This window comes from Algoriphagus iocasae, from assembly GCF_014206875.1.
In the GTDB taxonomy this organism is placed as follows: domain Bacteria; phylum Bacteroidota; class Bacteroidia; order Cytophagales; family Cyclobacteriaceae; genus Algoriphagus; species Algoriphagus iocasae.
Window position 1 is genome coordinate 1147998 of record NZ_JACIJO010000003.1, and the last position, 24846, is coordinate 1172843.

18 protein-coding genes are annotated in these 24846 nt (G+C 37.8%); 8 read left to right on the forward strand and 10 right to left on the reverse strand.

What is annotated here, in order from left to right:
• Nucleotides 1-22 precede the first annotated feature (22 nt).
• The 3 genes from FHS59_RS19110 to FHS59_RS19120 all read right to left on the reverse strand — a co-directional run bounded on the left by FHS59_RS19110 (nucleotide 23) and on the right by FHS59_RS19120 (nucleotide 2969).
• Nucleotides 23-793: an outer membrane beta-barrel protein gene (locus FHS59_RS19110; RefSeq protein ID WP_184497035.1), complete on the reverse strand. Its 771-nt coding sequence runs from the start codon at nucleotides 791-793 to the stop codon at nucleotides 23-25.
• Nucleotides 794-900: 107 nt separating this feature from the next.
• Nucleotides 901-1956 carry a PCMD domain-containing protein gene (locus FHS59_RS19115; RefSeq protein ID WP_184497043.1) on the reverse strand — a complete coding sequence of 352 codons (1056 nt, stop codon included), beginning with the start codon at nucleotides 1954-1956 and terminating at the stop codon, nucleotides 901-903.
• Between the two features lie 152 nt (nucleotides 1957-2108).
• The gene (locus FHS59_RS19120; protein WP_184497046.1) at nucleotides 2109-2969 is read right to left on the reverse strand and encodes a hypothetical protein; all 861 of its coding nucleotides are present in this window, start codon (nucleotides 2967-2969) and stop codon (nucleotides 2109-2111) included.
• A 138-nt stretch (nucleotides 2970-3107) separates the two neighbouring features.
• Between FHS59_RS19120 and FHS59_RS19125 the strand changes: the two genes are divergently transcribed.
• Both FHS59_RS19125 and tnpA read left to right on the forward strand, forming a co-directional pair.
• Nucleotides 3108-5705: a mechanosensitive ion channel family protein gene (locus FHS59_RS19125; protein ID WP_184497048.1), complete on the forward strand. Its 2598-nt coding sequence runs from the start codon at nucleotides 3108-3110 to the stop codon at nucleotides 5703-5705.
• Nucleotides 5706-6277: 572 nt separating this feature from the next.
• A complete protein-coding gene (tnpA, locus tag FHS59_RS19130; RefSeq protein ID WP_184497050.1) occupies nucleotides 6278-6706 on the forward strand; it encodes an IS200/IS605 family transposase in 429 nt (142 codons plus the stop codon).
• 83 nt (nucleotides 6707-6789) lie between these two features.
• On the opposite strand, the gene FHS59_RS19135 is transcribed toward tnpA, so the two are convergent.
• Nucleotides 6790-7065 carry a DUF4235 domain-containing protein gene (locus FHS59_RS19135; protein ID WP_184497052.1) on the reverse strand — a complete coding sequence of 92 codons (276 nt, stop codon included), beginning with the start codon at nucleotides 7063-7065 and terminating at the stop codon, nucleotides 6790-6792.
• A 180-nt stretch (nucleotides 7066-7245) separates the two neighbouring features.
• On the opposite strand from FHS59_RS19135, the gene FHS59_RS19140 reads away from it, so the two are divergent.
• The 6 genes from FHS59_RS19140 (at nucleotide 7246) to FHS59_RS19165 (ending at nucleotide 12822) form a co-directional block, all read left to right on the forward strand.
• The gene (locus FHS59_RS19140) at nucleotides 7246-9048 is read left to right on the forward strand and encodes an InlB B-repeat-containing protein (protein ID WP_184497054.1); all 1803 of its coding nucleotides are present in this window, start codon (nucleotides 7246-7248) and stop codon (nucleotides 9046-9048) included.
• A 172-nt stretch (nucleotides 9049-9220) separates the two neighbouring features.
• Entirely contained in the window at nucleotides 9221-9694 is a 474-nt protein-coding gene (locus tag FHS59_RS19145; RefSeq protein ID WP_221444538.1) for a hypothetical protein, read from the forward strand.
• Nucleotides 9695-10130: 436 nt separating this feature from the next.
• Nucleotides 10131-10610, forward strand: coding sequence for a very short patch repair endonuclease (locus FHS59_RS19150; protein ID WP_262890877.1), 480 nt, complete (start codon nucleotides 10131-10133; stop codon nucleotides 10608-10610).
• Between the two features lie 135 nt (nucleotides 10611-10745).
• Nucleotides 10746-11102, forward strand: a complete 357-nt coding sequence (locus FHS59_RS19155; RefSeq protein ID WP_184497058.1) for a hypothetical protein — start codon at nucleotides 10746-10748, stop codon at nucleotides 11100-11102.
• Between the two features lie 406 nt (nucleotides 11103-11508).
• On the forward strand, nucleotides 11509-12429 hold the full coding sequence (locus tag FHS59_RS19160) for a putative signal transducing protein (RefSeq protein ID WP_184497060.1): 921 nt from the start codon (nucleotides 11509-11511) through the stop codon (nucleotides 12427-12429).
• 240 nt (nucleotides 12430-12669) lie between these two features.
• Nucleotides 12670-12822 carry a DUF559 domain-containing protein gene (locus FHS59_RS19165; RefSeq protein WP_184497063.1) on the forward strand — a complete coding sequence of 51 codons (153 nt, stop codon included), beginning with the start codon at nucleotides 12670-12672 and terminating at the stop codon, nucleotides 12820-12822.
• 403 nt (nucleotides 12823-13225) lie between these two features.
• Here FHS59_RS19165 and FHS59_RS19170 read toward each other — a convergent pair whose 3' ends face one another.
• From FHS59_RS19170 to FHS59_RS19195, 6 genes are all read right to left on the reverse strand, one after another.
• Nucleotides 13226-13468 carry a hypothetical protein gene (locus FHS59_RS19170; RefSeq protein ID WP_184497065.1) on the reverse strand — a complete coding sequence of 81 codons (243 nt, stop codon included), beginning with the start codon at nucleotides 13466-13468 and terminating at the stop codon, nucleotides 13226-13228.
• Nucleotides 13469-13555: 87 nt separating this feature from the next.
• Nucleotides 13556-15931 (reverse strand): AIPR family protein, encoded by a 2376-nt coding sequence (locus FHS59_RS19175; RefSeq protein ID WP_184497067.1) that lies wholly within the window; start codon nucleotides 15929-15931, stop codon nucleotides 13556-13558.
• Complete coding sequence (locus FHS59_RS19180; protein WP_184497069.1) at nucleotides 15928-16929, reverse strand: PD-(D/E)XK motif protein; 1002 nt, start codon at nucleotides 16927-16929, stop codon at nucleotides 15928-15930. The genes FHS59_RS19175 and FHS59_RS19180 overlap by 4 nt, the downstream gene beginning before the upstream one ends.
• Nucleotides 16904-19678 (reverse strand): Z1 domain-containing protein, encoded by a 2775-nt coding sequence (locus FHS59_RS19185; RefSeq protein WP_184497071.1) that lies wholly within the window; start codon nucleotides 19676-19678, stop codon nucleotides 16904-16906. The genes FHS59_RS19180 and FHS59_RS19185 overlap by 26 nt, the downstream gene beginning before the upstream one ends.
• Nucleotides 19678-21165 (reverse strand): ATP-binding protein, encoded by a 1488-nt coding sequence (locus tag FHS59_RS19190; RefSeq protein ID WP_184497073.1) that lies wholly within the window; start codon nucleotides 21163-21165, stop codon nucleotides 19678-19680. Before FHS59_RS19190 ends, FHS59_RS19185 begins: the two co-directional genes overlap by 1 nt.
• Before the next feature lie 5 nt (nucleotides 21166-21170).
• Nucleotides 21171-24845 carry an ORC-CDC6 family AAA ATPase gene (locus tag FHS59_RS19195; RefSeq protein WP_221444539.1) on the reverse strand — a complete coding sequence of 1225 codons (3675 nt, stop codon included), beginning with the start codon at nucleotides 24843-24845 and terminating at the stop codon, nucleotides 21171-21173.
• Between the last annotated feature and the right edge of the window lies 1 nt (nucleotide 24846).

The following is a 24846-nucleotide window of genomic DNA, read 5'->3' on the forward strand; positions in this document are numbered from 1 at the left end:
ATCTAATTTGAGGTTGGCTATTTTAGAAAATTTTATACGTTATGCCGAGATCTAGATAGATGTTGTACATATTGAAATCTATTCCAGTAAAGGATTCTGGAAATCCTGGAATTAAACCCCATTTGAGATTCCCGGCAACCCCAAAATTTCCAAATAGATATTTTTCTGCCCCTACCGATATACCCAAATCAAAATTATTGAGCTCATCGCTGAAATCAAAAGCAGCATAATCTACTTCTACTTTTTCCCCAAGTGAATTACCTTTTCTTAGATAGCCGTCAGACACTGACCCAGTAAAAGAGCCATCAAGCAGCCATGCAAAATACATCCCCCCTTTAAATCTCCATCTATTTTCAGTAGTATATGAAGCATATAAAGGGATAGAAAGGTACATGTTCTTCACATTGGTTGTATTTGTGCCAGTAAAGTCGCCTTCCAAGGAAGATCCATCCATCGTAATTATCGTGTGGAAATACTGGACGCGGTCTGTTACTTTCATACCCTTCCAATCTAGGCCAATACCACTACCAATACCCCATCCACCCTTTAGTTTATATGAGCTTTCTAAACCAATTACAGGGGAAAATCCTGGTGAGTAACTCTTAATTTCCCGTATAGTATTAGGGAAGGAAACTGGTGCCAATCCACCTAGATTATAACCAACATGGATATATACATCCATATTGCTTTTTGAGTCCTCCTGAGCTACTACCGACTTGTGTAAAGTCAAGAAAATAACAATTAAAATAAGTATATTTTTTTTCATGTTTTCAGAGTTAAGGTGTTTCATCATGCCCGCCATATTTTAATAGAAAGTTTTCTGACTAACCGTTTATTAACATAAAAGTCTATTCTACAGCTAGTTCACAATTTCCTGCTATGCTACACTTTAGGGCTGTTTTATCTGGGAACAATGGCAAGACTATCCACTACCAATCTGCTTCCTAAAGCCCCCCTGTAGCGGTCTCCCTCGCTACTGGATGATGCAACTATAGCAACCATAAGATTTGTGGCTGTGGAATCCCAATCTGCTTTGTATATAAATGGAATATCAAATTTGGTGTATTCTGCTCTAGCTGATCCATCAGGGAGTTTTGCAGTAGCAATTACCTTATCTGAGGTGTTAATGTTTGAACCATTTAGTCGTTCGGGCCCGGTAAACAAGACTGCATAAAGTGAGCACTCATCTACTTTTCCAGACACTGGATTTTTGTTTTCATCCTGAAAAGTATTTCCGGGAGTATATTTATAATAGCCAACAAAACGATCTGGGGTTCCGATATAGGGTTCTCCAAACTCAGTGGCCGATAAGGGATTGATAAGGACAACCGAAGAATTAAAATCCCCCATAAATAGAGAACCGGCATAAAGATAAATCCCTAAAAATTCTGATAATTCGGTACCTGGAATTGTGACTATCTCAGCAGCTTTAGAACCTGAGTAGGCATCAGTGGTAGAGCGGGTCGGATAAGCACTTGCTATCTTGGGGATTCCAGATAAAGCTACTCCTGGATTTCCGGATGTCCAGATCTCCGAACCATTACTTTCGAATGGGTATTCATACTTATCATCAGGATGGGCTTTCCAGTCTTCAAAGTCAAATGTCCAGTTACCCACATTAGCCACTTCTACAGTATATGTTTTTTTATTGAAGCCTGCTTGGGAAGTCACTACATATTCGACTGGTCCATTGTCAAAATGGATAGAATCTAGAGAATTTGGGCTGATAGAGGCATTTGGACTTATCTCAATAATGGGGGCAACCCCAGAATCAAATGCTTCGCCAGTCAAAAACAGTTGAATAGTATTGTTGGACTGGTTAATCACTGTTTTACCTGTAAGCAGGCTTTCATCCAATTGAAAACTGAGGATATCAGCTTCAGGATTTTTTGGTTCCTCTTTAATACATGACTGTAAAAGAAACGCTGTACATATAAGTGCTATAATGTTCTTCATATGAGAAATTTTATTGTACTAATTGATAGTAAAAATATATATCCTCTATCTTCTCATTTATCAATGAGACTTAAACATTATAGGATTATATTAACACAGAAAAAGAGGCGTTTATTTGGGTTTCTACCATTGGTGATACCACCAATACTTAGTTACTTCTTACCGTATTTCGAACCAAATGGAGTACGCTTAATCATGTATTCCACTCCGCCTTTGTAAGCATCAGAAGCTGTTCCAAATACATGTCTTGATTGACTATACAAGTTATCTCCCCTGTCATTAAACATTCGAAGATCTACAGTAGTATCATATTCTATGGTAGTAGAAGAAACGCTAGAAGTGTATGCTCCTCCTTTTGTCTTCTCACTGCTTTTGTTTGAATCATAGGTGGACGTCTGCTTTTCATTAAAAGTTGTGCCAGCCGAACCATAAGTGGAAGTGCCCTTATTGGTGATATTTACTGTTCCATAGATAATAAATTCCACCCCCAATAACTTAGCAAGTTCATCGGGAGTGTATGCCGCAAGATTATCAGGTTTAATATTGTTCTTGGCTAGTATTGCATTGGTAGTCATTGGATCCTGAAGAGTAAGTGTTCCATACTCACCTTTCACAAAATTGGCAGTGGTGCTCTGTGTGAGGGTCCCCATTGATCCGGATTGCATCCCTGGATCATTTGAAATAAAGGCAAATGGTAGCACAGCTAATTTATTATGTCTATCAGGGGAGCTTCCAGGATTTGACGTGGGCATACCACCGGTCATAGAGTCCCCCGCGGAGAATTTTTCTATTCTGCCACTTGCAAATTCAATCTGGCTTAGATCTGTCTTTTTAATTTCATAATCAAATTCTTCACCTGGATATCTAAATTTTACCGAAGTATCCGTGATTCCGGTAACCTTCCCTTCTTTTCTCTCTCCGGAGTTTAATGTTAATACATCTTGTTTAGCTTGTGAATAAGCATTTGATGCTAATAAAAATAACATTGCAAAGATTAGTGTGATGGATTTCATAATGAAAAAAGGTTTAGAAAAATATTACATGATTCAAATAAATTCTTTAAAAATTAATTTTCCAAATTTATTTATGCTAATATTTATAATATTTCATCAAATTAGCATATTGCTTCTTTATAGATATCCCTGATAAAGATGTTTAAATCATTAATCTCAAAAAGAGGAAATTTGTTTTCCTTAAATGGAAATATTTTTTTTCCATTTGCAGCGGTGTTGATGCTGGCTCTTATTTTCCCTGTCAGTAATTCTTCAGCATCAAGTTTATTATTGCCGGAGGATACTTTATCTAGGCTCGACACAGTTGGCTTGAAAGAAGACAGCTTGGATTTAGGACAATTATACCGCAGTGATTTCAGAAAATTTTTAAGAGTATTCAGCGATCAATCGACGCAAGCAGGGAAGGAGGATTTCAAGAAAAGAAAAATTTATCTCAAGCAGACACATTTGGTAGAGCAGCTGAAGAATCATGCCCTGGCTTCGGAAAGCGATTTAAAAGAGTATCCCAAAATTCTTGATTTAGGTATGGAGCTTGAAAAGAGCAGAGTTCTTTTAGACCAGTTATTGGATTCTGCTTCTCAATTCCAAACTCATGTACCTTCCGAAAGAAATTTAATGGTTACTTCTTCTGTACTGGGAGAATTAGAAAAAAAAATCTCCAAGGCCAAACAAAAAGTGGATACCTATGCAGATCGACTGAGATTTTCGCAGTACATGCTGGATTCTATCAACTCACATGAGGAACTGTATCAGTTTCCCAGCGACTCAATGGAAGCGAAGGCATACTTTAATCGGTTACTTGAAATCGCGAATGAAATTGGTCCTATTGCAGAAAGGCTTACTGTCAATTTAAAAGCTGTTGACAGTATGCAAGTAAGTATCAATGCCTTACTTTTTGAGGTACGTGAAAATCTTACGCTTCAACGAAATTACTCTGCTAATTTAAATTCGGGTATTCTGAAGCGGGAAATCAAGGAAGAATCAACTGACCTTTTCTGGAATGGATCTTTTAAGCAGGGATATGCGCTTTCATTCTATAAAGAAAAAGCGGCCTTTTTCATGTACCTTCAGCTTTACAGATGGAGAATCATTTTGGCTGTGATTCTTACCTTCATATTTGCACTTTTTCTGCGCAACTTAAAGAAGAAAATTAACAATGATGCCGATAGTCCTTCTTTATCAGAGAAAGAAAATGTACTAAGTCATATCACTTTGTCCAGCTTAGTAATAGCACCATCTATTCTTCAGTTTATATTCCCCATGCCCCCCTTTAGCTTTTATTTGATGATTTGGATAGTAAGTGCTGTGAGCCTTTCCTTATATTTTATCGGATATTTAAATAAGGTATGGCTCTATTTCTGGATTGTAATGACTCTGGTGATGATTTTAACTGGGTTATTTTCCATGAATCTGATTCCTCACCATAAGGAAGTCCCATTGATAATAATTCTGGCATCACTTGGGGTCCTAATAGCCATTGCCATTCCGGCATTCGGATTCCATAAACTTTTAAAGGAAAAGAGGATTGTCTATTTTATAGCATTGATGGGGATTTTTGAAGCCATCTCGATAATTCTGATCTTGGGCGGAAGGTATAACTTAAGCAAATCCTTTCTTTTTGCAGGATATATGGGAGTGGTAGTGGGTATACTGCTGCTTTGGTCAGTAAGACTTTTAAATCAGGCGTTGACTATTTCAAGCAAGATTTACCATCATTACAGCAAAAATTTATTTTTTATCAATTTTGAACGAGTAGGTTCTCAGGCCCCAGCAATTGTCTACAAGCTTTTGGTAGTAGGCTGGGCTGTTCTTTTGGGTAAGAATTTTTACTTCTTCTCTGAAATTTACAGTGCCATAAATGATTTTCTCGTAGAAACCAGAACTGTAGGTTCCTATACATTTTCTATAAAGGGGATCTTTATTTTCGTGGTAATCCTACTTGCTGCAGCATTAATTTCAAAAACACTTTCGCTGTTTACCACAGAGCCGGAAGTGACCCATAATCCTGAAGAACGTAAAAAGGTGAGTTTAAGCAGTTGGCTTTCCTTGGCACAGGTATTTGTGATTTGCTTGGGTCTGTTTCTTGCATTTGCTGCTTCAGGAATACCATTGGATAAAATCACCATCATCCTTGGAGCATTGAGTGTGGGAATAGGACTGGGATTGCAGAGTTTGGTTGCTAACCTCGTGAGTGGTTTTATCATTGCATTTGAAAATCCTGTACAGGCTGGGGATTTGATAGAAATTGACGGGAAACCTGGCACTATGAAATCCATAGGCATACGAAGTAGTATTGTGAGTATGTTTGAAGGATCTACAGTAGTAATCCCAAACAGTGATTTAATCAGCAAGCAGTTGATCAACTGGACTACTGGAAAGGGCAGAAAGTTGGATTTCACCGTGGGTGTTGCCTATGGATCCGATATAGACTTGGTGTTGGAGGTAGTTTTCGATTTGATCAGAGAGGATAGTAGGATAAAAAGCTATCCCAATCCTAGAGTTGCTCCTAAAGAATTCTCCTCTAGTAGTATAGATATTCAAATTATTTGCTGGATAGGCAATTATTTTGATTATGTGCCCACAAAAGGAGATCTGATAAACAAAATTCATAAGGCATTTAGGCTAAAAGGAATTCATATTCCATTTCCTCAGCAGGACGTTTATATCAAGGCAAAAGAAAAATCAACTAAGTATATTCCAGATCCTACTGATAAAAAAAAATCTGAGGGAATTTAAAAATAAGTGATTGCAACTCGAGGCCTGATTTTATTGCAATATGAATAATAAATCATATCCATGATTTGATTATTTGATTAACCGTAATCTTCCCAGTATAAACTTTAGACTGCAAAAAAGAAGCCTTGAATTTCAGGTCTAGCTTGCTCCTGTCTTCGGTCTTCTTTCTTCCGTCTCTTCAATCAAATAATAAAAGGGTGGTGGTGCAAAAGAGGATATTCATATTTAATTATTTGACCTTATCAATAAGAATGGCGCTTTAGGCAATTCCAAATAAGCGATTGATATTTTATTTAGGGCTTTAGCCATTTCTTTTTAGCCTCCAGTCCCGATCTGTATCGGGGCAAGAGGCTATTGATGGGATTTCGATGTCTATTGATGATGAGAATTAGGTTTTTTGGAATTTGAATAATTAATCATTTCCATGATTTCATTATTTGACCTTATCAATAGGAATGGCACTTTAGGCCATTTCTATTAAAGTATGTTTATTTAATCCGGGCTTTAGCCCATTCCTTTCTCATTTAAATTCGGGAAATCTATTAAATTAGATATACAATTAAATATTTTTTATGTCATACAATAAAGTCTATATCCATTTTGTATGGAGTACAAAAAACCGCTTTCCTTTTTTAGATTCTAAAGATTTAAGATTAAAAGTATGGGATCATATTAGAGAAAATTTGAAATCTAAAGGGATCTTTGTGGACCATGTTAGTGGTTTTTCGGACCATTGCCATTGCTTAGTTTCACTTGGAGTAAATCAGACAATTCAAAAAGTTATACAACTGATCAAAGGTGAATCTTCATTCTGGATCAATAAAAATCAATTGACTTCAGAGAAATTTGAATGGCAGGATGAATATTTTTCAGTTTCGGTGTCAGAATCTATTCTTGAGAATGTTAGATCTTATATTAAAAATCAAGAACAACATCACATGAAGAAGTCATTTCAAGAGGAATACGAAGAATTTATAGCTAAATATAAATTTGGGGTTTAGCTGTATATCTAGGCTTTATTAATAGCTTATAAATGAAAAGGTTATTCCAAAAAATTATCCAATCTTTTTTATTTCTATCCTTCCTAATTCAAATGCTTTGGAACTTCGCCGTCGACTTTTTTCCACTGTTTGGTAAAATATTTCCGCACTACCAATTTGGCTGTGATTCCAATTGCAGCTGAAATGGCTGTGTATAATATCACATTTCCAATTGATGCCTCTGCTGTTTCAGGATTTTTAGGTGCTGGTTTCCCAGTTATAGCCTCATATCGATTATCCACGGCTGCTTTTGCAAGTGCAGCAACTCCTAAAGAAAGAAGTGCGGATAGAATTTGAAATTTGTTTTTTGAAAGTTTCATATCGTCTTTCTTAAAAAAATGCAAACACCATGCAGAATCATTTAAAATAAGATTGGATTTAGTTTTGCGGTCTAATTTCCGCTTATCCTTTTCTTTTATGAATTACTATCTTTTTAATTCCCCTTATAAAAAATTCTTTAGTTTTGAGCTCGAAACATTTCAATTAATAATAAAAAATCAATGCGTAAACAGATTATCTACTTCCTGTTTTTTGTAGGAAGTATTTTGATGGTTTCCTGCGAAACCGAGAAACCGCTAGAAACTGTCAATCTAAGAGTAGAAATAACTCCTGCAGATGCTGGTAAAGTAAATTATTCCACAGAAAACTTATACGAAGGGCAGATGTTAGAAATGACTGCCGTACCTGAACCCAATTGGATCTTTAAAGAATGGCAATTGGATGGGAGTGGAACTTCAACAACGCTAAATTTATTGCTGGAAAGCGATAATGAAGTCCTGGCAGTCTTTGAAAAGAAACCTTATCCATTGACAATTACGATTCAAGGGGAAGGAACTGTTGAAGAGCGATTGGTAGAAAACCCTTCAGGAAGGGAATATCCGCATGGGTCACTAGTGGAGTTGACCCCAAAACCAAAAGAAGGATGGGTCTTCCAGAAATGGACTGGGGCTATTGAAGGAAACATGGTTCCAGCGCAACTCAATATCACCGAAGAGACAGAAGTGACTGCCATATTTGCCCCTAAAATCTCTGCTTTACTTTTGGGAGGTTCAGAAGATGATGTATTGACAAAAGTGCTGAAAGTTTCCGGAGGAAGTTATCTATTGGCAGGTACTACCAACTCAAGCGATGGTATTTTTGAAGGTTTGTCAAAAGGTGGCCAAGATGCCTTTTTGATTCAGGTATCACCTGATTTGGTCGTAGAATGGGTAAAAGTGATTGGAGGAAGTGGCAATGACTATACAAGCAATGTAATTGAAAACAACGATGGGACTTATTCACTTACCGGATCATTTACTTCCTCAGACGGTGATTTTTCTGGAAAGAAAAAAGGACAAACAGACATTTTTCATCTGAAGGTTTCCCCAAGCGGTAGCACCATTTGGTTGAATAGTTTTGGAGCTAATTCCACTGCTATCTTCTCTAACTCTATGATCCAGTCCAAACTTGGATTTTATGTTTTGATGGGAACTACAGAGGGAGAATGTTGCAATCAGGTACCAGGCAATAAAATTGGTGGAAAAGACATTGTTCTCATGTGGATCTCAGAAGCTGGTGACTTGTTATGGTCTAGAAATTATGGTTCATTCGAGGATGATGAGGGAACTGCTTTGATTGAAACCAATGATAACAACATCAAGATTGTGGGAACGCAGCAACCAAGAGGTGCACAGAATCAAGAAGATATCCTGGTGATTAATATGGACTCAAACGGCAATCAGCTTTCCAAAGCAGTTTATAGCGGATCAGGGACTGATATAGCATATGATATTGTACAAAATCAAAATAGCCTGTTATTAGTAGGTTCCACGACTTCTACTGATGGAGACTTTTACAATAATGGCTTGAGTGGTTCAAACTTGTTTTTGATGGATTTGGCTCCTTCTGGATCTGGTTTGGGGACTTTACGATTGTTTGGAGGAAATCAGACAGATATAGGAATGGCCCTATTGAAATCTCCTGCTTCAAATGAGTTCTTTGTACTCGGCTGCTCTGATTCTCAAGATATTGATTTGGCCAACCTTTATATTGGAGAGAGTGATTTAGTCATGATGAAAGTTGACTCGTATTTAAATAAAAAGTCGATTAAAGCCTATGGAGGAACAAAAAGTGAAGGCTATTTCTCCATGCCTTTTGGTGCAGATTCCCAAAAATTCACAAAGTCTAGCTTGACACTTTCCAAAAATGGAGGTTTAATTCTGGGTGGTACCACGGAATCCAACGATCAGTTATTTGAAGGAATGAATCATGGCAAGAAAGACATTTTCCTAATTGAAACAGATCTTTCAGGAAATCTAAAATAATTGACAAATAGAATGGAATAGGAGAAAGGGTCCGGGCATATAAGTCCGGACCTTTTTTTTTAAATCTATCTAAAACGTAATTATTATTTTTTCACTAAGAGATAGGTTTTCATTTGAAAACGATTATTTTAGATGTAATTAATTTTTATTTCTCACTTAACTATTTTTCACTATGGCGATAGAAAATCGTATCTCCATTGAGATTCCCGAAGCGGATCTCGCCGCAGCACTGGAACATGTCAATGCTGCCAGGACTATTTTAGCTCCTTTTTTAATTGCGCTGACTCCAGAGGATAGGAGAACTATCCTCAAAATGTCAGATGGTACCAGACCCTTTGTAGAAAAGGTGATGGATTATGTGGTATCAGAACCTCAGTTTTTACCTCCTTTTCTTCCTGTAGAGGAAATGCAAAAGGATTGGAAAGCTGTCAATGGTCTGGATCCCATTTTGAAAGCGGCAAATCTATTGTGTGACAACCTCAGTGATACCGTGATGCTGGCGGGATCAGAAACACTGGAAGGTGGATTGGGGTATTACAACACGACCAAATATGCCGCTAGATTAAATGCTCCGAACGCGAAAGGGATCTATGAAGACCTGAAAAAACGATTTACAAGAAAATCAAGCAGTAGCAGTCCGGAGTAAAGAGTGAAGTTGCTTAATCCCTAATTAATACTACTTAACGCCAAACAGCGAGTCCGAATCCTTTGGCTCGCTGTTTTTTTTAGGATGGAATCGGATCACCCCATAGAAAGGTTCAGCCTCAAGGCAAAATGCTTCACGTTAGAGGCAAAAAGCTTAAACAATCAACCAAATAGGCTCAAGCTCAAGGCAAATAGGTTCAAACTTGAATCAAATAGCATCTTGATTGAAGCAAATTGCTTCGGGCTCAAACCAAATTGGTTCAACGTCGAGGCAAAAAGGCTCAAAGTCGAAACAAATAGGTTCAAGCTTGAGGCAAAAAGGTTCAATCAGGGGGCTCGGAGGTGGGAGGGGGTACCTCGAAAGGGGGGGATGGGGGGTCGAAGGTACCCCATCATGTATTTAAATCGATCAATTACTTTTTAGTAATTTGGGAGGATTGAAATCTAAACCTTACATACGACCTAAAGTAGCTGTCCCCAGATTCTCGGAAGAGAACGGCTTTTACACTACCAAAGCCCGATCCTTTAACATGTCCAAAATCAGAGGACAGAACACCAAACCAGAGAAGTTATTAAAGAAAGCACTATGGCATGCAGGCGTGAGGTACAAAACCCCAAAGCATAAACTTCCAGGCAAACCCGATATCAGTCTGAAAAAATACAAACTCGTCATCTTCGTAGATGGTACCTTCTGGCATGGCTACGACTGGGAGAATAGGAGAGAAGCCATCAAGTCCAACCGGGAATTCTGGATCGCCAAGATCGAGCGGAATATGGAACGGGACATGGAAATCAACGCCTACTACAAATCAAAAAGCTGGACAGTATTGAGGTTTTGGGATTTTGAGGTGAAAGAAGAGCTCGGTACTATTTTAAATAGGGTGTTAGCTCATTTCGACGAATACAAGTTATTTTGAAACCAAAATAAATAGGAATGTGGCTTCAGCCCATTCCTCAAAGGATTAACATCCTAAATGGGGCTTTAGCCAAATCCCAATAGTGTATAAATGGGATTTTTAAATTAAATTTTAAGTCAGTTTTCATTAAGTTCTATGATTAAAATATACAAGAGCATCCCAGTTATGATGCTATTCTGCATTTTTCAAGTCACTCCGTCCTTTTCTCAGGATATTCTAAAGAAGACTGCAAAGGATTTATGCATATGCCTGGAAGAGACCTCAAAAAGCGACACGCTGGATTTGGCTCCCAAACAGATACTGGATAAATGTACCGGAGCTTCTATGGCTAAAAATAGAGTGGAATTAGCTGGAAAGTACGATATGGCCACAGTATCAGGGATAAAGGCTTTGCGGGATGAACTCATCCAAGAGTTAATAGAGAGCTGCAGGGAATTTGCCAAAATGTTTATTGAAGATCCTCTCAAAAAGACTGAAAGTGAAATCAACTAAAAAGCCTCAAAAATGGCTATTTAACCAATTATTCTACTTGCAGCTTTGCCTATGGATATTTATTTTCATGTTTGGATTAGAACTAATATTAAATGGGTTTGAATTGAAGATATTTCTATTTATGTGCAGTTCAGTTTTTTTAAATACAAGCATTTACCTTTTTAAAAGGAAGTATTTAAAATTGAATAATTAGTTATTGCTAACCTGCCCTCTGCATTTATTCAATTATTAGTTTTAGTACATTGCCAGCTTTTGGTAGTAGGTAGGATTTGTTTTTAGTTTTCCTGATATTTCTAGCAAAAAATGTAAATCTTTCTGACAGCCCCATTCTTTTTGATAAGGTCTATTTTCACATGCAATTCCTCCATTTACTTTTGGAAATTTTTCACTCCCTCTTCTCTTAACTATGAACAGATTTGTAACGGTTGCCACTTTTCAGTATCCTCATCAGGCCCATGTCATAAAATCCAAACTTGAATCCCAAGGGATAGCTGTATTTCTAAAGGATGAATTAACGGTACAAGCTTATAATTTCTTATCAAATGCAGTGGGAGGAATCAAGTTACAAATATCGGAATCAGATTACGAAAAAGCTTATCCACTATTAAAAGAAGCTGGACTGTTAGATATTGAGGATGAAAAACCGTCGTGGATTTTTAAGTGGATTGATAATCGAACAAACAAAATCCCAGTAGTTAAGAAGTGGCCTGTAGAAATTAGAGGGCTAATTCTTGCCGGGATTATTATGATTCTGATATCTGCAATAGTTTTCATTATTAACCTGCCATCCAAAGAAGAGCGCTTAAGTGAAATACGACAGAAAAAAGAAAAAGAATTAACCGATAAACTAGAGAACTTCCATCTTCCAATAATTGATAGCCTTATTTATCCCAATCCCCAATTGGCAGTCAATTATTCAAAAGAATTATTGTCTACATCATACCCTAACAATGAAAATCTATATTTAATGCTGGCCTATGGTTATGTACAATTGGACTCTTTTAGCCTTGCAAGCGAGAATTTCAGTAATTCAATGATTTATGGTTTTAAAAATCCAAATGGGTTTGCTGGTATGGCATATTGCCAAGTTCAATTGGGGAATTATGAGGAAGCTATAGATTATTTGAAAAGTGCAGTCGAAATAAATGAGGATTACAAATCTCAATTAGCAAGTGTTTATGAGCTAAATGAAGATTGGTCATCTGCTGAAAAGTACTACTCTGAGTACATTGAAGAGAGGGAAAAGTGGGATAGAAATAATGATATTAACGCTGATTTCCAGAAAGTAAAGTTGAAAAGAGATAGCATTAGAGGTTTGATTGATTAAGAGATGAGTGATAAACAAAAAAACAATCAACTCTGTCCAAATTGTGGTTCAGATAATATTGCAAAAAGTAGAAAGCTATCATTGGTCGCTGGGATTCTGATATTTTTTTGGATTCCCATTCCCTCCTTTAAAAAAGAGTATCACTGTTTTGATTGTTACTCCGATTTTAAGTATGAAAGTGAAACATAACATGCTATCAGGCCCAACCGGGAATTCTGGATCGCCAAGATCGTGCGGAATATGGAGAGGGACCTGGAAATCAATGCCTACTATCAATCCAAAGGCTGGACAGTATTGAGGTTTTGGGATTTTGAGGTGAAAGGGGAGTTGGGTGCCTGTTTGAATATTGTGTTAAGGCATTTTAAGGAGTTGATGCTTTTTTTTAAAAAATAGCTCCGGTTTGCTTTATTAGGTAATAGCAAAAAAAAATTGAAATAAAATTTATTAGTTTTCATCAATGGCTTATTCGCTTTAAAGCAGAAGTCAAGTGGTGCAGTTTTTACCAATGGATTCGATTTCCTGACAGATGGAAACGAAAAAGGCCCGCACCGATATGCAGGCCATTTCTTTTACCTGATTACGTTTCGTTTCCGAAAGAAGCTTGATCAGATCTAACTCTTCAAAAGTACGAATATTTTTTCATTAGGCTTAATTTCCCAATCCCCGGTTCTATAGTAAAATACAGCGTGACTAAGAAGTCAATACCAATTACCAATTCAATAGTTGGACTGTGTTGGTGTTTTGGGATTTTGACATGAAGGGGGAAATAGGAGCTTGGGCAATTACAACCACCATTTTAACCAATAAAATATAGTTTACGTGAACCAACTTTTTTGTATTTCACTTTGCCCTCATTTACGAGTAAACCTACCACAGACCAAGAAAGATAATTCTTCTGATTACCTTCAAAGTCTGATTCAAGCTTAAGTAAACGAGCAATTTCATTGTTAATAATCCCCTCAGGATTTTGTTTAATTACTTCTAAAATTGCCTCTTTTAAAAGTGAAACTGCATAAATTGATTTTTCTTTTATATCCATATTATTAGTTTTTAGTTGACTGGGATTTCCACTATATTGATAATAGCGTTTGAGAACTTTGGTATATCTGGAAAAGGATTTGTCTTATCACACTCTTAACCCAAACCTCTTCAATTTCTTAATTGCGCTCTCCACTATCTCCAATCGTTTTAAATCAACAGTTTCTTTTCGCTTTATTTTCTGTTGAACTGAGCGTATCACGCTTAGCTCATTAAATCCCAAGGTTTGTGTTTGTTCTCCAAGATCGATAATTCTTTTCCAATCATCGTTTTCAAGTTTTTCGAGTCTATTGTATAATTCTGCTGGGTCAATGAGGTCTTTTTCGTCAAGTTTGCTTATTGCTATAACCTTTTCAAAATCAATATTTTTTTCAGTCAAAAAATCAACAATACTAGCGCCTTTTTCAATAAGTTGATCAGAAAGGCTTCCAGACTCTTTTAGGACTTTTCTTATCATCGAAACATTTGTCTCCTGATAATTAGATAAGATACCCGTTTGCAGATTATATAGAAACAATCCGTCCCAGAACCTAAGCCCGAGAGATGTGATTTTTTGAAGTTTGTTGTATTTCTGGCTTTCTTCTAGAGAAGTGCTGTCTGATTCGTATCTGGATTTATATTCTCTTTCGTCTATCAGGTATTTTCGGATAACACCCATGTCCAGGTTATGTTCTTTTAAGCCTTTTAGTGATGCCCATGTTTTTTCTGACTTTGCAGCCTCACTTATAAGAGCAACATTCAAATTGTTAAGAAAGCCATAAACAAATTTTAATGCCTTTTTCAACTCTAATTGAAGATCTCCTGGCACGTATTGCTTTTCCCATATTATTGCTAGGTTAAGGCGATTGTCAGTCAAAAAATGAATGTAGGATAGGGCATAGGTCACTGTTTGGGACTTGATGTTTGTGTCTCCAATTGGATCTTGGTTTTTCCGGCCGAATAGTTTGTCAGCTACTTTAAAGAGGATTGCATTTGCGACAATGTCTTGCCAGTAAATTCGGCTGGGTTTTTTCTTTTTAAAATCCTTTTCTACTTCTTTTAAAAACTGATTGTAGTTTTTTTGAGCACCCTTGGAAACATGATAGGGCTGCTGATTCCAGACATTAACATATTTTGCTATTTCCGACTTAACAATAACTTGGTTTCGTGGATATTTTAGTACGAAGGCATCCTTTTTTCCTTTTGTTGGTTCTTTGTTCAACGCTTCTTTGTACTGTCCTTTTACCCTTTCAAGAAACCAAACTGTTTGCTTATTTGTGTCCGAAGGATCAATGGAATAGGATGTTCTGGAAAGTTCCTCCAGCCGTTGAAGGAACGGATTGTTGGATGTCAAATCAAGTTCAGAAACCGGATTCTGGGAATTTGCATACCTCGATATATAAGGTACCGCTTCGTTCTTTTTGTCTTCGTCCTTAATGACGGTCAGCTTCATCTGGACGAACACCTTCGAGATATCAGCCTTAAATCTCTTTCCGGTATGAAACAGCGAGGCAGTTGTTTGGCCTCCATTGACTATTTGAAAGTCCTTTACTGCAGTGATTACTAAATGACCGCTTTCATTTCTTTCAGTTTTTACTTCTTGTGCTGTAGTTGCAATCCCGTTGTTGTATGGTAAAAACATATATGGCTCCTGTCTGATTGTCTCACGGATTCCCTTGTTGATTTTACCGTTTTGTTGCAAGAAGGCTCGGACATTGCTTTCCAAAAGTCTAGTACCATAATTCTGATAGAGGTTGGACAAAATACTTCCAGGGACTATCGCCAAATAACATTCATAAAGATCATTGCCGGAAGGCATTGAAAGACATGGGAGTACGGCTCCCAACTTTTTTTTGAAATCTATTTCAATTGGCTCTCTATTGTACTTTGACTGCGAAAGACGATGTAGACGCTCTGCATCCCAAACTTGAAAATTGAAAACAACCTCTTCAAGACCTTTAATTGAATAATTCACCGGAGGATCATGTGGGATATTTCCATTTGAAATGATGAAAATATTTATGCGAATGATATCCTTATAATTATCACGTATTAGTTTAGCAAGGCCAAAAGCTTCCGAGGAAGGTTCTATATCCTCCAAATGACCTTTGAAAGCTGCGTTAATGAAACCAGTCGGCCATTTAATTAATTTTTCGAAATCAGATTTACCGATTCGATATAGCTGATTGGTATCTTGAAAAGAGGCTATAAAAATGTCAAGTGTCTCAAAGCCCTCTTCAATTGCGTAACCATTGATCTTAAATTGGATGTTTTCCAGTTTATTTTCCTTGATATAGGGACACAGTCTTATACTGTCAGTTTCTCCTGCTTCCGCCAATAGCTCCATTACATGCTCTGTGAATTTATTCTCTTTGGAATTTCCGTCCTCATCTGCATAGGTAAGTGAGTTGACTTCATGATAAAGCTCCTGAAGATACTGTTCGAGTTCAAAGTCAGTGTGTAAAGTTCCTGTTATTTGGCTCATATCATTGTTCTAAATACATCTGCTTCTGGAACTTCAAATGGACCACAGGATGAAATATCAATCTGATATTTTACATTATATATAGCATCACTAAGTAGATTACCTTTTAGGATCACGGGGAATCCATTCTGAATCTTGAAGAACCTCACATTATTTACTGAATAACTAATCTCATTATAGTTTTCAATCATGTCACCACTTACTCCTGCATGTTCAAGCCTAGTTTCAAACTCTTCTGTCAGTTCAGGGTCGTGATTTATCAAATCCTTTATTTCTTCTATAATGGCGACAAGCGAATTCTGATTTCCTGTTGTTTCAGTTACCGAAATCAAGCCAAGGAAGAGATGATCCCATGCAGTAAAATCAAGTTGCTGCTCATTTGAAACATATACTGAGGGATTGTTTGCTTTAGTTGTTTTAATCTCTACTGCGTTTCCATCCTTTGCAAAATCTTGGTTTGCACTTTCCGCACCTCTCCATGAGTGCAAAGCTTCCTGATGATTTGATGAGTTCTGAAGCAGTAAACTGAGAAAGAAAAGTTCCCCGAATAACCCTCTCTGTTTATCAGCAGATAAAAATTCTCCTGTTGCTTTGGAAAAGAGTTTTTTCCAATAATTTACCCTTTGGTTAATTAACGTAAGAGCTTCCTGAGGTTCAGCGACCGGACCAAGTTTTTCAATAATGTCCTCTATGAACATTGTGAAAATTTCCTTCAGTTCTTTTTCAAGTAGAATGATAGTGTATTCAGTGTGGGATTGGCTGTAAGGTATTGCTTGTATTTCCACCCCACGGAATTTTCTCAGGTAGTTTTTATGTAATGCAGCTGTTGTATCCAGTTCCATTTGAAACATTCTGGCACCCGTTACTCCAATGAGTCCAATGAAACAATTCAATCCGGAAATTGAATCAATCCGTTTTCTCACCACATTCTTTCCGGATATAGATTCCTGTTCAAGCCATAACTTTTTTATTTCACCCATCATCTTCAGTATCGTCATCGTCCTGAAGAATTTCTTCAAATTCGTTTTGAATAGGTCGGGCGGCATATTCATAAGTTGCCTCTCCATCAAATTCCGGGAAGATCAATCCAAAACCAACTAAGGGTATGTTTTTGTCAATGTCGGGAGAGATCCTTGGGTCCAGAGGCATTATTACTAAAAGAGGAGTTTCTTCACAATTCCGTTTGTCTTTTATTTCCTGCTCTGTTGGCTCAAAATCAAATTGCAGATCTATCATTCTGGCTCTTTTATCCAGAATGGCATTTTTGTTCCCCTTAACTATTAGTTCTGTCAGTCCGTTTTCAAGGTTACGGGCGGGCAGTCCGGCAGTAATATTTCCATCACTCCAGCTGAACAGATGTGATTGAACTGGTTTACCACTGAGATCACCTTTTGTGGTAATCGTATTACCTGTATTCAAAATGACAGCAACTGACCATTCTGTAAGTTTACCATGTTGGTTTTGCTTTTCAATGTATGACCTTAATATATCACTGCGAATGTAGCCTGACTGGTAGGAGGCGATAAAATCAGATACAATAGTTGAACTCACATTCTTCCATAACAAACCATTTATCCCCCGAACTGATTGTTGCTTTTCAGGACTGGCAAGCCGATTTAGAAGATTTGTGAACGACTGATAGTTTGAATTTACCACAGCTGATGACTTTTCAAATGCATAAGTTTGGATCAGTTTACCAGAAAAGCCTACCTGTATTCGCTCATGATCTCTCATTCTGGTTACAGAGGTAATAAGCAACATACCGGGATGTGTTCGTACCTTTAGCTGAAAATCTTCAGGACGCAGGTTTCGAGCTGCCAACTCATCAAAATCTGCCCGCATTTCCTCCGTGGCCATGGTCACGTGTCGATACCAGTTTACCAGTTGTTCGGTTGTATATAACCTGCAGAGATCAACATAACCAGGGCGGTAGCCGAACCACCTTCCCATTTGCATAAGAGAATCATACATACGCGTAGTACGCAGATAATAGCTGACTGATAAACCCTCCAGCGTAATGCCACGAGCCAGTTTATTTCCACCTACTGCTATTACTGACAGTCCATTTTCATATTTTCCGTAGTTGATTTCTTCAATATTGTGGTATTCAAGATCACGGGTGTTTTTTGTTCCATGTACTGCCCGAACTTCTATTTTGGTTACCGCATTGATCAATTCAGATTTTACCTTATCCCAGATCAAGGGTTTTATTTTTGGGTCAGAATAGGAAAGATTTTCAAGTACTTCTTCTGTCGTTGGAATAAAATCGTTTTTGTAGAGATCCTCCAGTTCTGTTAAAAGATCACCTTGTCCTGATTTGATTTGTCTTTTATAATCTCTCAGTATTTCATTTACGAGCCATGCGATTCGGTCAATCCATGCTACCCTGAGTGCAACGTGTATAAGCATAGAGTTATGCTTTTTTTCCTGTCCTCTGAGGCGTCTGATTGCACATGTTAGAATAAATGATTTAATAGCATCTTTAAGTGATCCCGGAACATCATCAGGAAGTATATCCCTGTTATTGCGGTTTATTGAACGGGGAAACCAAGGCTCCTGATCTTCTGCAAGACGAATGATATCCAAGCCTTCAAACTCTTCTCCGGTTTTTTCGTTCTCGAATCCGAAAACCTGTGCTGCTCCTATATAGTTGGATGGTGGAGGAATATTTATGATAAAGTCACGTGGAAACAAGTCTTCACCAACTTTTAACCTTACATCCTTCACCATGGTTTCGAGCTCTTCACTCCATGTTGAAGGGATAAAGAGGTTTGCATAAGGTGTGGCCGTATAACCGATAAAGGTGTTTTGATTGAACAGGTTTAATAATGTCCTGATAAGTCTGTTAATGGTTCTAACATCTATTTCAGTTCCGGAATTGACAGAAGCATTATCTGCTTCATCATCAATTACCAGAACAGGAACATTATGAATCTTTCTGTTTCCTGGAGCAACTTCAACGGCAAACTGGTTGAGCCAAAGGATTAGATTTTCCAGAACGCTTTTGTACTTTTTGATTACAAGAACAGTAGGGCTTTTCCCTCTTATTGGAACATTCAGTCTGGTAGCTATTCCCCTGTTAAAGTCTCCTTTATCATCAGATGAAGTATAGGAGTAGATTTCCGTATCAACTTTGTAATTACCAACACCTATGCGATTGGTTTTACCTCTCAAAATTAAATCAGCACTGTTACGTCCGATATATCCTTCATCAATCCTTACCTGCGTTTGCGACCGAAGCGTATTGTGTAATCCTGCGATCACAATAATAAGTTTATAGCCGGCATCCGTTGCCTTGTTGATCAATCCTGTATAGTTAGCGGTCTTTCCTGATTGCACATTCCCTACAACCATGCCTCTTCTGTCCCATGGTCCGGAAGTTTTTGGATTGATACACTTATCCAGAATTTTGTCTGTGAGGTCATCCAGGTTATCCACAGGAAAAGAACCGTCCTTTGTTTTGAGATATGAACGATATCGGTTCCACAATTCCCACTGAATTGATGCTTTAACATCATTCAGCCAGGGTTTTACATCTTTATCTATCAGTTGTGTGGCCTGACCAGAGTAAATCTCAAAATCAGCTTCCAGCTGAGCGATCAGATCGTCCTTGATTGCACGATCAAATCCGGGCATCAGGAATACATTTTCAACTTCTGCTGCAATGATCTCTGCGTTAAGTTCCGACCGGTGGTGTTTCGTCAGCAGGACATGAGCGATATTACGGGCACTTTCAAAATGATCCATTATTCAAAATATTCGATTAACTGTGTGTACTGGTTGAATGGCTCTATATTAAAAATCTGCTTTATGGCTAATTCACGATTCATTCCGGTGGATTTCAGTGACCCGTACATCATTTTGGCCAATTCTATTGTGCCAGAATCCGGTTCAGTTTGATTATCTCTTAGCTCATGACTTTCAGGTTCTTCACTGTGAAACTGAATAATAGATTCCACAGGTGTAGTTTCACCAATCAATTTCAGAACTGAGCTGAATTCTGATGCGGTTATCAATTTCTTCTCAAGCAGACTTTTAATAATAGCATGTTCCTCATTGATGTAATAATGCCGGACATCATCCCTTCCTTTTTTTGCTTTCCAAACCGGTTGAAAGTCAAAACTTGTGATGGAATCATCCAACATTATCTGATTGCCTCTGAACCGGTGAACCGTACCAGCTGCTTTCCGAGTCATTTTTCCAAGACGAATAAGGTCTTTACGAACTGAAAGTGAAGGTGTGGCCGTGGCTTTCTTTATGTCTATTTTCCAATCATGGTCCAGAATATTTGGGATGTCAATTAGGATTCTTGCATTCTTGAAATGCTCATTTTTGGGGAATAGCCCAAGCCAATCTCCATAAAGTAGCAAACGGCTGTTGCGATAAATATAAAAACCTTGCAGGCGGTACCATTCTTCTGTTTTTGCTTTTTTACGCTCTTCCTGATTTAGTTTGGAAATGTGTGGGAGTACATAACATTTGATGCTAACCTGATTTTTATCAAGGGTTTCCTGTGCTATCAACTGGCCTCCTTCTGATTCTTTCATAAAGGGATCCCATGGTTCCAGTTTATTGCCATTCATCCAGATGGACAACTTTTTTCTTTCCATGAATCGATGAAAGACTAGGCTGAGATGTTCTTCTAGCTTTTCAAACTCTTCTAGAAATACAGTTCTTGCTGCTTCATTGTGAATATTAGCGTTGCCGACCAACCGATCCAGCTTTTCCCAAAGCACGATAGTTCCTTGATCAAATTTTTCTAGTCGTTCCTGATAGCTTTCATCAGATAGGTAGTCTAGCAAATTCCATTTACCTGTCTCATTGACAAAGTCCAGATCCCAATGCCTTTTGATTGTGCTATGTTTCTCCTTCTTAGTCAAAACCGTGAGCGCTTTACATTGAGAAAATGAGGAGGTTTTAAGTCCAAGACCAAACCTCCCTAGGTCATGCGACTCACGCTCATCCTTGGGGTCTTTGCTGCCCGGGGTCATAGCAAGGATCAATTCGACTTTGTCCATCCCTGTTCCGTTGTCAGTGATTGATACTGAGGAATTTTCACCTGCCCACTTATAATCTATCCAAACGTTTGTGGCTCTAGCAGAAATGCTATTGTCAATAATATCGGCAATTGCGGTTTGAAGATTATATCCAAAGGCCCGAAAAGTATTGATCATTGCTCCGGCTTTAGGAGGGGTTTCTTCAGCTAAATAGTATTGACCTATTTTTTTGTGCACCTAGCCTAATTTTTATATAATGAAAAAACAGAGGTTTCTTTTGTCCCTTCTGTGAACCTTTTAGGATCCCATGATTTAGGCTGAACATACCAGACCTGACTCACCATGAAACTAGAGCAGATCGATGCACTCGCAACCGTCTGAATTTTAGACCCTGTCAAAGCAATTTCAAAACTAAAGGTCTGTTCCACAAAATATCTTTGATAAGTTATAGCCAAATATTCAATCAAAGATTTGAGGTCATCAGCGTGTGACTCTACAATTTCAGCATGATTAAACCTGCGAATAGCAACATGAGCAGCAATTCTAGCTAATTGATCTTGTGGAGAGCTTCCAGAGGGAACAATTATGTGAATTTTGTCATATTCTCTTTCATCAAGAAGCGTGAAGAGTCTTTCGTGTTTTGGTGAGGAAAATGCTATTAAAACACGCCTTGAAGAATAATTGTCAATGTTTTTGGGCATTAGTGGAATCAATTTATATGGCCCTGATTCTCCTTTGAGCACATCTGTGAGAGACTCAAGAAATTGAGTATGATCACTTTCTCTATATTCTTCCAGTAATTTTTTGATAACTTCTTCTAAGGGATAGTGTTTTTCTGCTTCAGTAAAAACCACATTTACCCTTTTACGATTGTTGAGTACAGTTCTAATTATATTGAAAATAACCGCTTTAGGGAGGCCTGTAATATCTACAGTCAGATCGTCATTAAACTGTATGCCACTTTCTATTGCTTGATCCACGGGGTGTATTTTGTAAGGTAACTTTTCTACATCTAAGCTTTGGATCATAGAGTTCTTGTTTCCAGCTTCTTTGAATTCAATGAGATCTACTTGAGAAATTGTAGCGCAATTAAGCCATCTATGTAAGGACTCTAGTGTACGTTCTTCAAATCCCAATCCAGCTATAAAGTGTAAACCTTTATCGGTCTTACAAAGGTCGTTTAAGGTGAGGTCTTCTAAGATTGGTAGCTTTTCAATAGCTAATTGTTCAAGTTTTTTAGTGGATTCTGGATCAATAATTGGCTCTTGGGATAGAGTTTCTTGTTCCCATAAAGTTGTTTGAATAACGATCTCTTCTTGTTTATAAGGTTCTTCTGATGTTCCTTCGTTATCCGTAAAGGGGAGTTCATCAGGAACTTCTGTTTTTAAGTTCCTTATTAAAATATCTTTGCCTTTTTTGGGGTTGTTTAGCCAATCTTCTAACTCTTCTCCAGATAATTCAAAACGATCGGCATTTGATAACCCTATATGATTTGTCACACCATATAGCTTTCGGTAAACTAGCTTAAATTGTTGTTGGGGGTTAACGCCTTGCCTATTGGTACGTGAAGCTTCTGGCCCTCCTGAGAAATTAAAAATGCCAGCATCGATTAGCTCTCTTACCTGCTCATATTGTCTTTCAATATTGCCAGTAGTAATATTTATAAAGATGCTTGAATATTGCCTCAATCTTAACTTTGATCCTTCTCCCTCGGCTTCACGAGCTTTATAGGATTGTACGAGTAGGTGATGAGTTGCTTTGGCGAAAGACTCAGCAAAGTCATACAATCTACTTTCCCTTCGATTTATATGATACAGGCGCGAATTGCAAAGATCTAAATAGCATTCATTCTGAGCTTCTCGAGAAACAGGAAAGTTTTTGACGTTCCTGTTCAGAATCATATCATAAAGCGTAATAATATCTCCAATATCTCCAACGCAGACACTTGCAATGGCCGTAATGCCATGATATAATCCTTTTTTATCTGATGCCTTTGCCTTTCGGGCAATGTTTTCAGCAATACTTTTCAAAGTGGCATCTCCAAGAACCTGTGAAGGAATGAGATGTTTAGGGTGACCACTATGAAATTTAGAACGCTTAAGAAGAATTTTCTCAACAAACCTAGTGCCTTCAGATTTATTTGCATGTACCTTCTCATTAACCTCATTACCCAAGTCAAATACATCATAATCTCTCCCTTCTCTAGCCTGTTCAATATTGCCAGGAGAGTTGATGACCATTTCAAGTGTTTGCATTTCAGTAGTGAACTTGAATGCACAATATTGATCTTGAAAAAGAAGGGTGGATACCAGGTGAATTATATTGTCATCATTCAGGAAGCGCGTTGATACATCATCAAGGAGGAAAAAAACATAGCTATTATTCCATACCTCGGAACATTCACGTATTGCTTGTGCTAAAACTGGGAAGGAAACAGCAGGATTTGCTGTAATAATATGTTTACTTTCACCTTTGCTAAGGCTGTTCAAGGCTCTTTTTAAGAAAACCTCAACTTCATGTTCTGACGGTATGTTTGTTATTTCTTCCGTACCTTCAACATATTGGGCGACTACCTTTGCAATTGAAATAAAGGAATCATGCCTAACACATTCTCTGTTTAGTTCTCTTAAGTGTTTAATAGCACTTATGGCCTCAATTGCATATGCTAAGAATAATCTTGGAAATGGCTGGTGAATTGGCTTATCCATTAATCCATGTGAATCAAGTAGTCTGGTACATGAAACATAAAGTCCTAAATAACCTTCTTTCTCAAGTCGAGCGGTTAGCTCAGTGTCTTTTTCTGTTTCATTTATTGGAATAGCCCTTGCATGAAATTGCAATGCCCTTAATAGCATGGTTTTCCCACATCCACGCATACCTGTTATAACCAAGGGGCCACGGCTGGAAATCCGACTAATCCACCTATCATCATCATCTACCAGTAGACTAGGAACAAACCAAGGCAACATTGTTTGTGCGTTATAGGAATCTCTAAAATTCTTGAGTTCTAATGCAGCTTTCCATGGAGAACTAACCTGTATAGACGAACTCTTGATTTGATCTATGATTTCTGAAAATTCGAAGGTTCGTTGATTTTTGACACTCGGCAGTAATATTTTGGCACGCTCTTCCAATAGACTGGCTAAACGATAATCGCGCTCATCTGAGCTACCTGGTAAATCAAGTATTTTTTTGCTCAGTTGATCTAGAGTGATTGCAACTCTATGTAGGTCTCCAACCCGGTTTGATTTGTCTCCACTTTGTGTTTTTGAAGCAAGTGACCCAAAGTCAATTGCTACTGCTTTGATAGTGTCGTCCAGCTCACCCAACCGCCTTCTTTCAGGTTCCAACTCTTCTATTATGATATTTCCTGGATGAAGATCATTGTGAAATAGCTTTTTTGACTCTAACTCGGATAACACTTTTAGAAGATCTATTGCGATTTGGCCAATTGCTGTGGCTTTCAGTTGATTTTCTGAGGCAATGAGGTGTTTGAGTGTTTTTCCTTTTACATACTGAAGAATGGCAACATGACATTCAATTGAAGTGTCACCAAATGAAATATGATCTTCAAAGATATCGTCTATATCCACTATATGCTGAGTTCCTTCTGCTGCTTCAGCATGCGCCCTACACTCTTCTTGAAAATCCTTTCCAAAGAATCTATATACTTCTTTTGGGACAACTTTAAGCACACGTTTTTGGGTACGTATGGCAGTACTTTTTTCAACAATGTAGGTGGCGCCATAGTACCCGCGTTCTAATGCATCAAGAACTTTATATTCACCAATCTGAGTAGGCCTAGTTTCTTCAAACAAAGGGAATCCATAAGGATTACCACACTCTGGGCAGAAATCTTTCAGTTCTTTTTCACTGTAGTCCTTTTTAGGATGTAAAAAGCAGCAGTATTTTTCCATC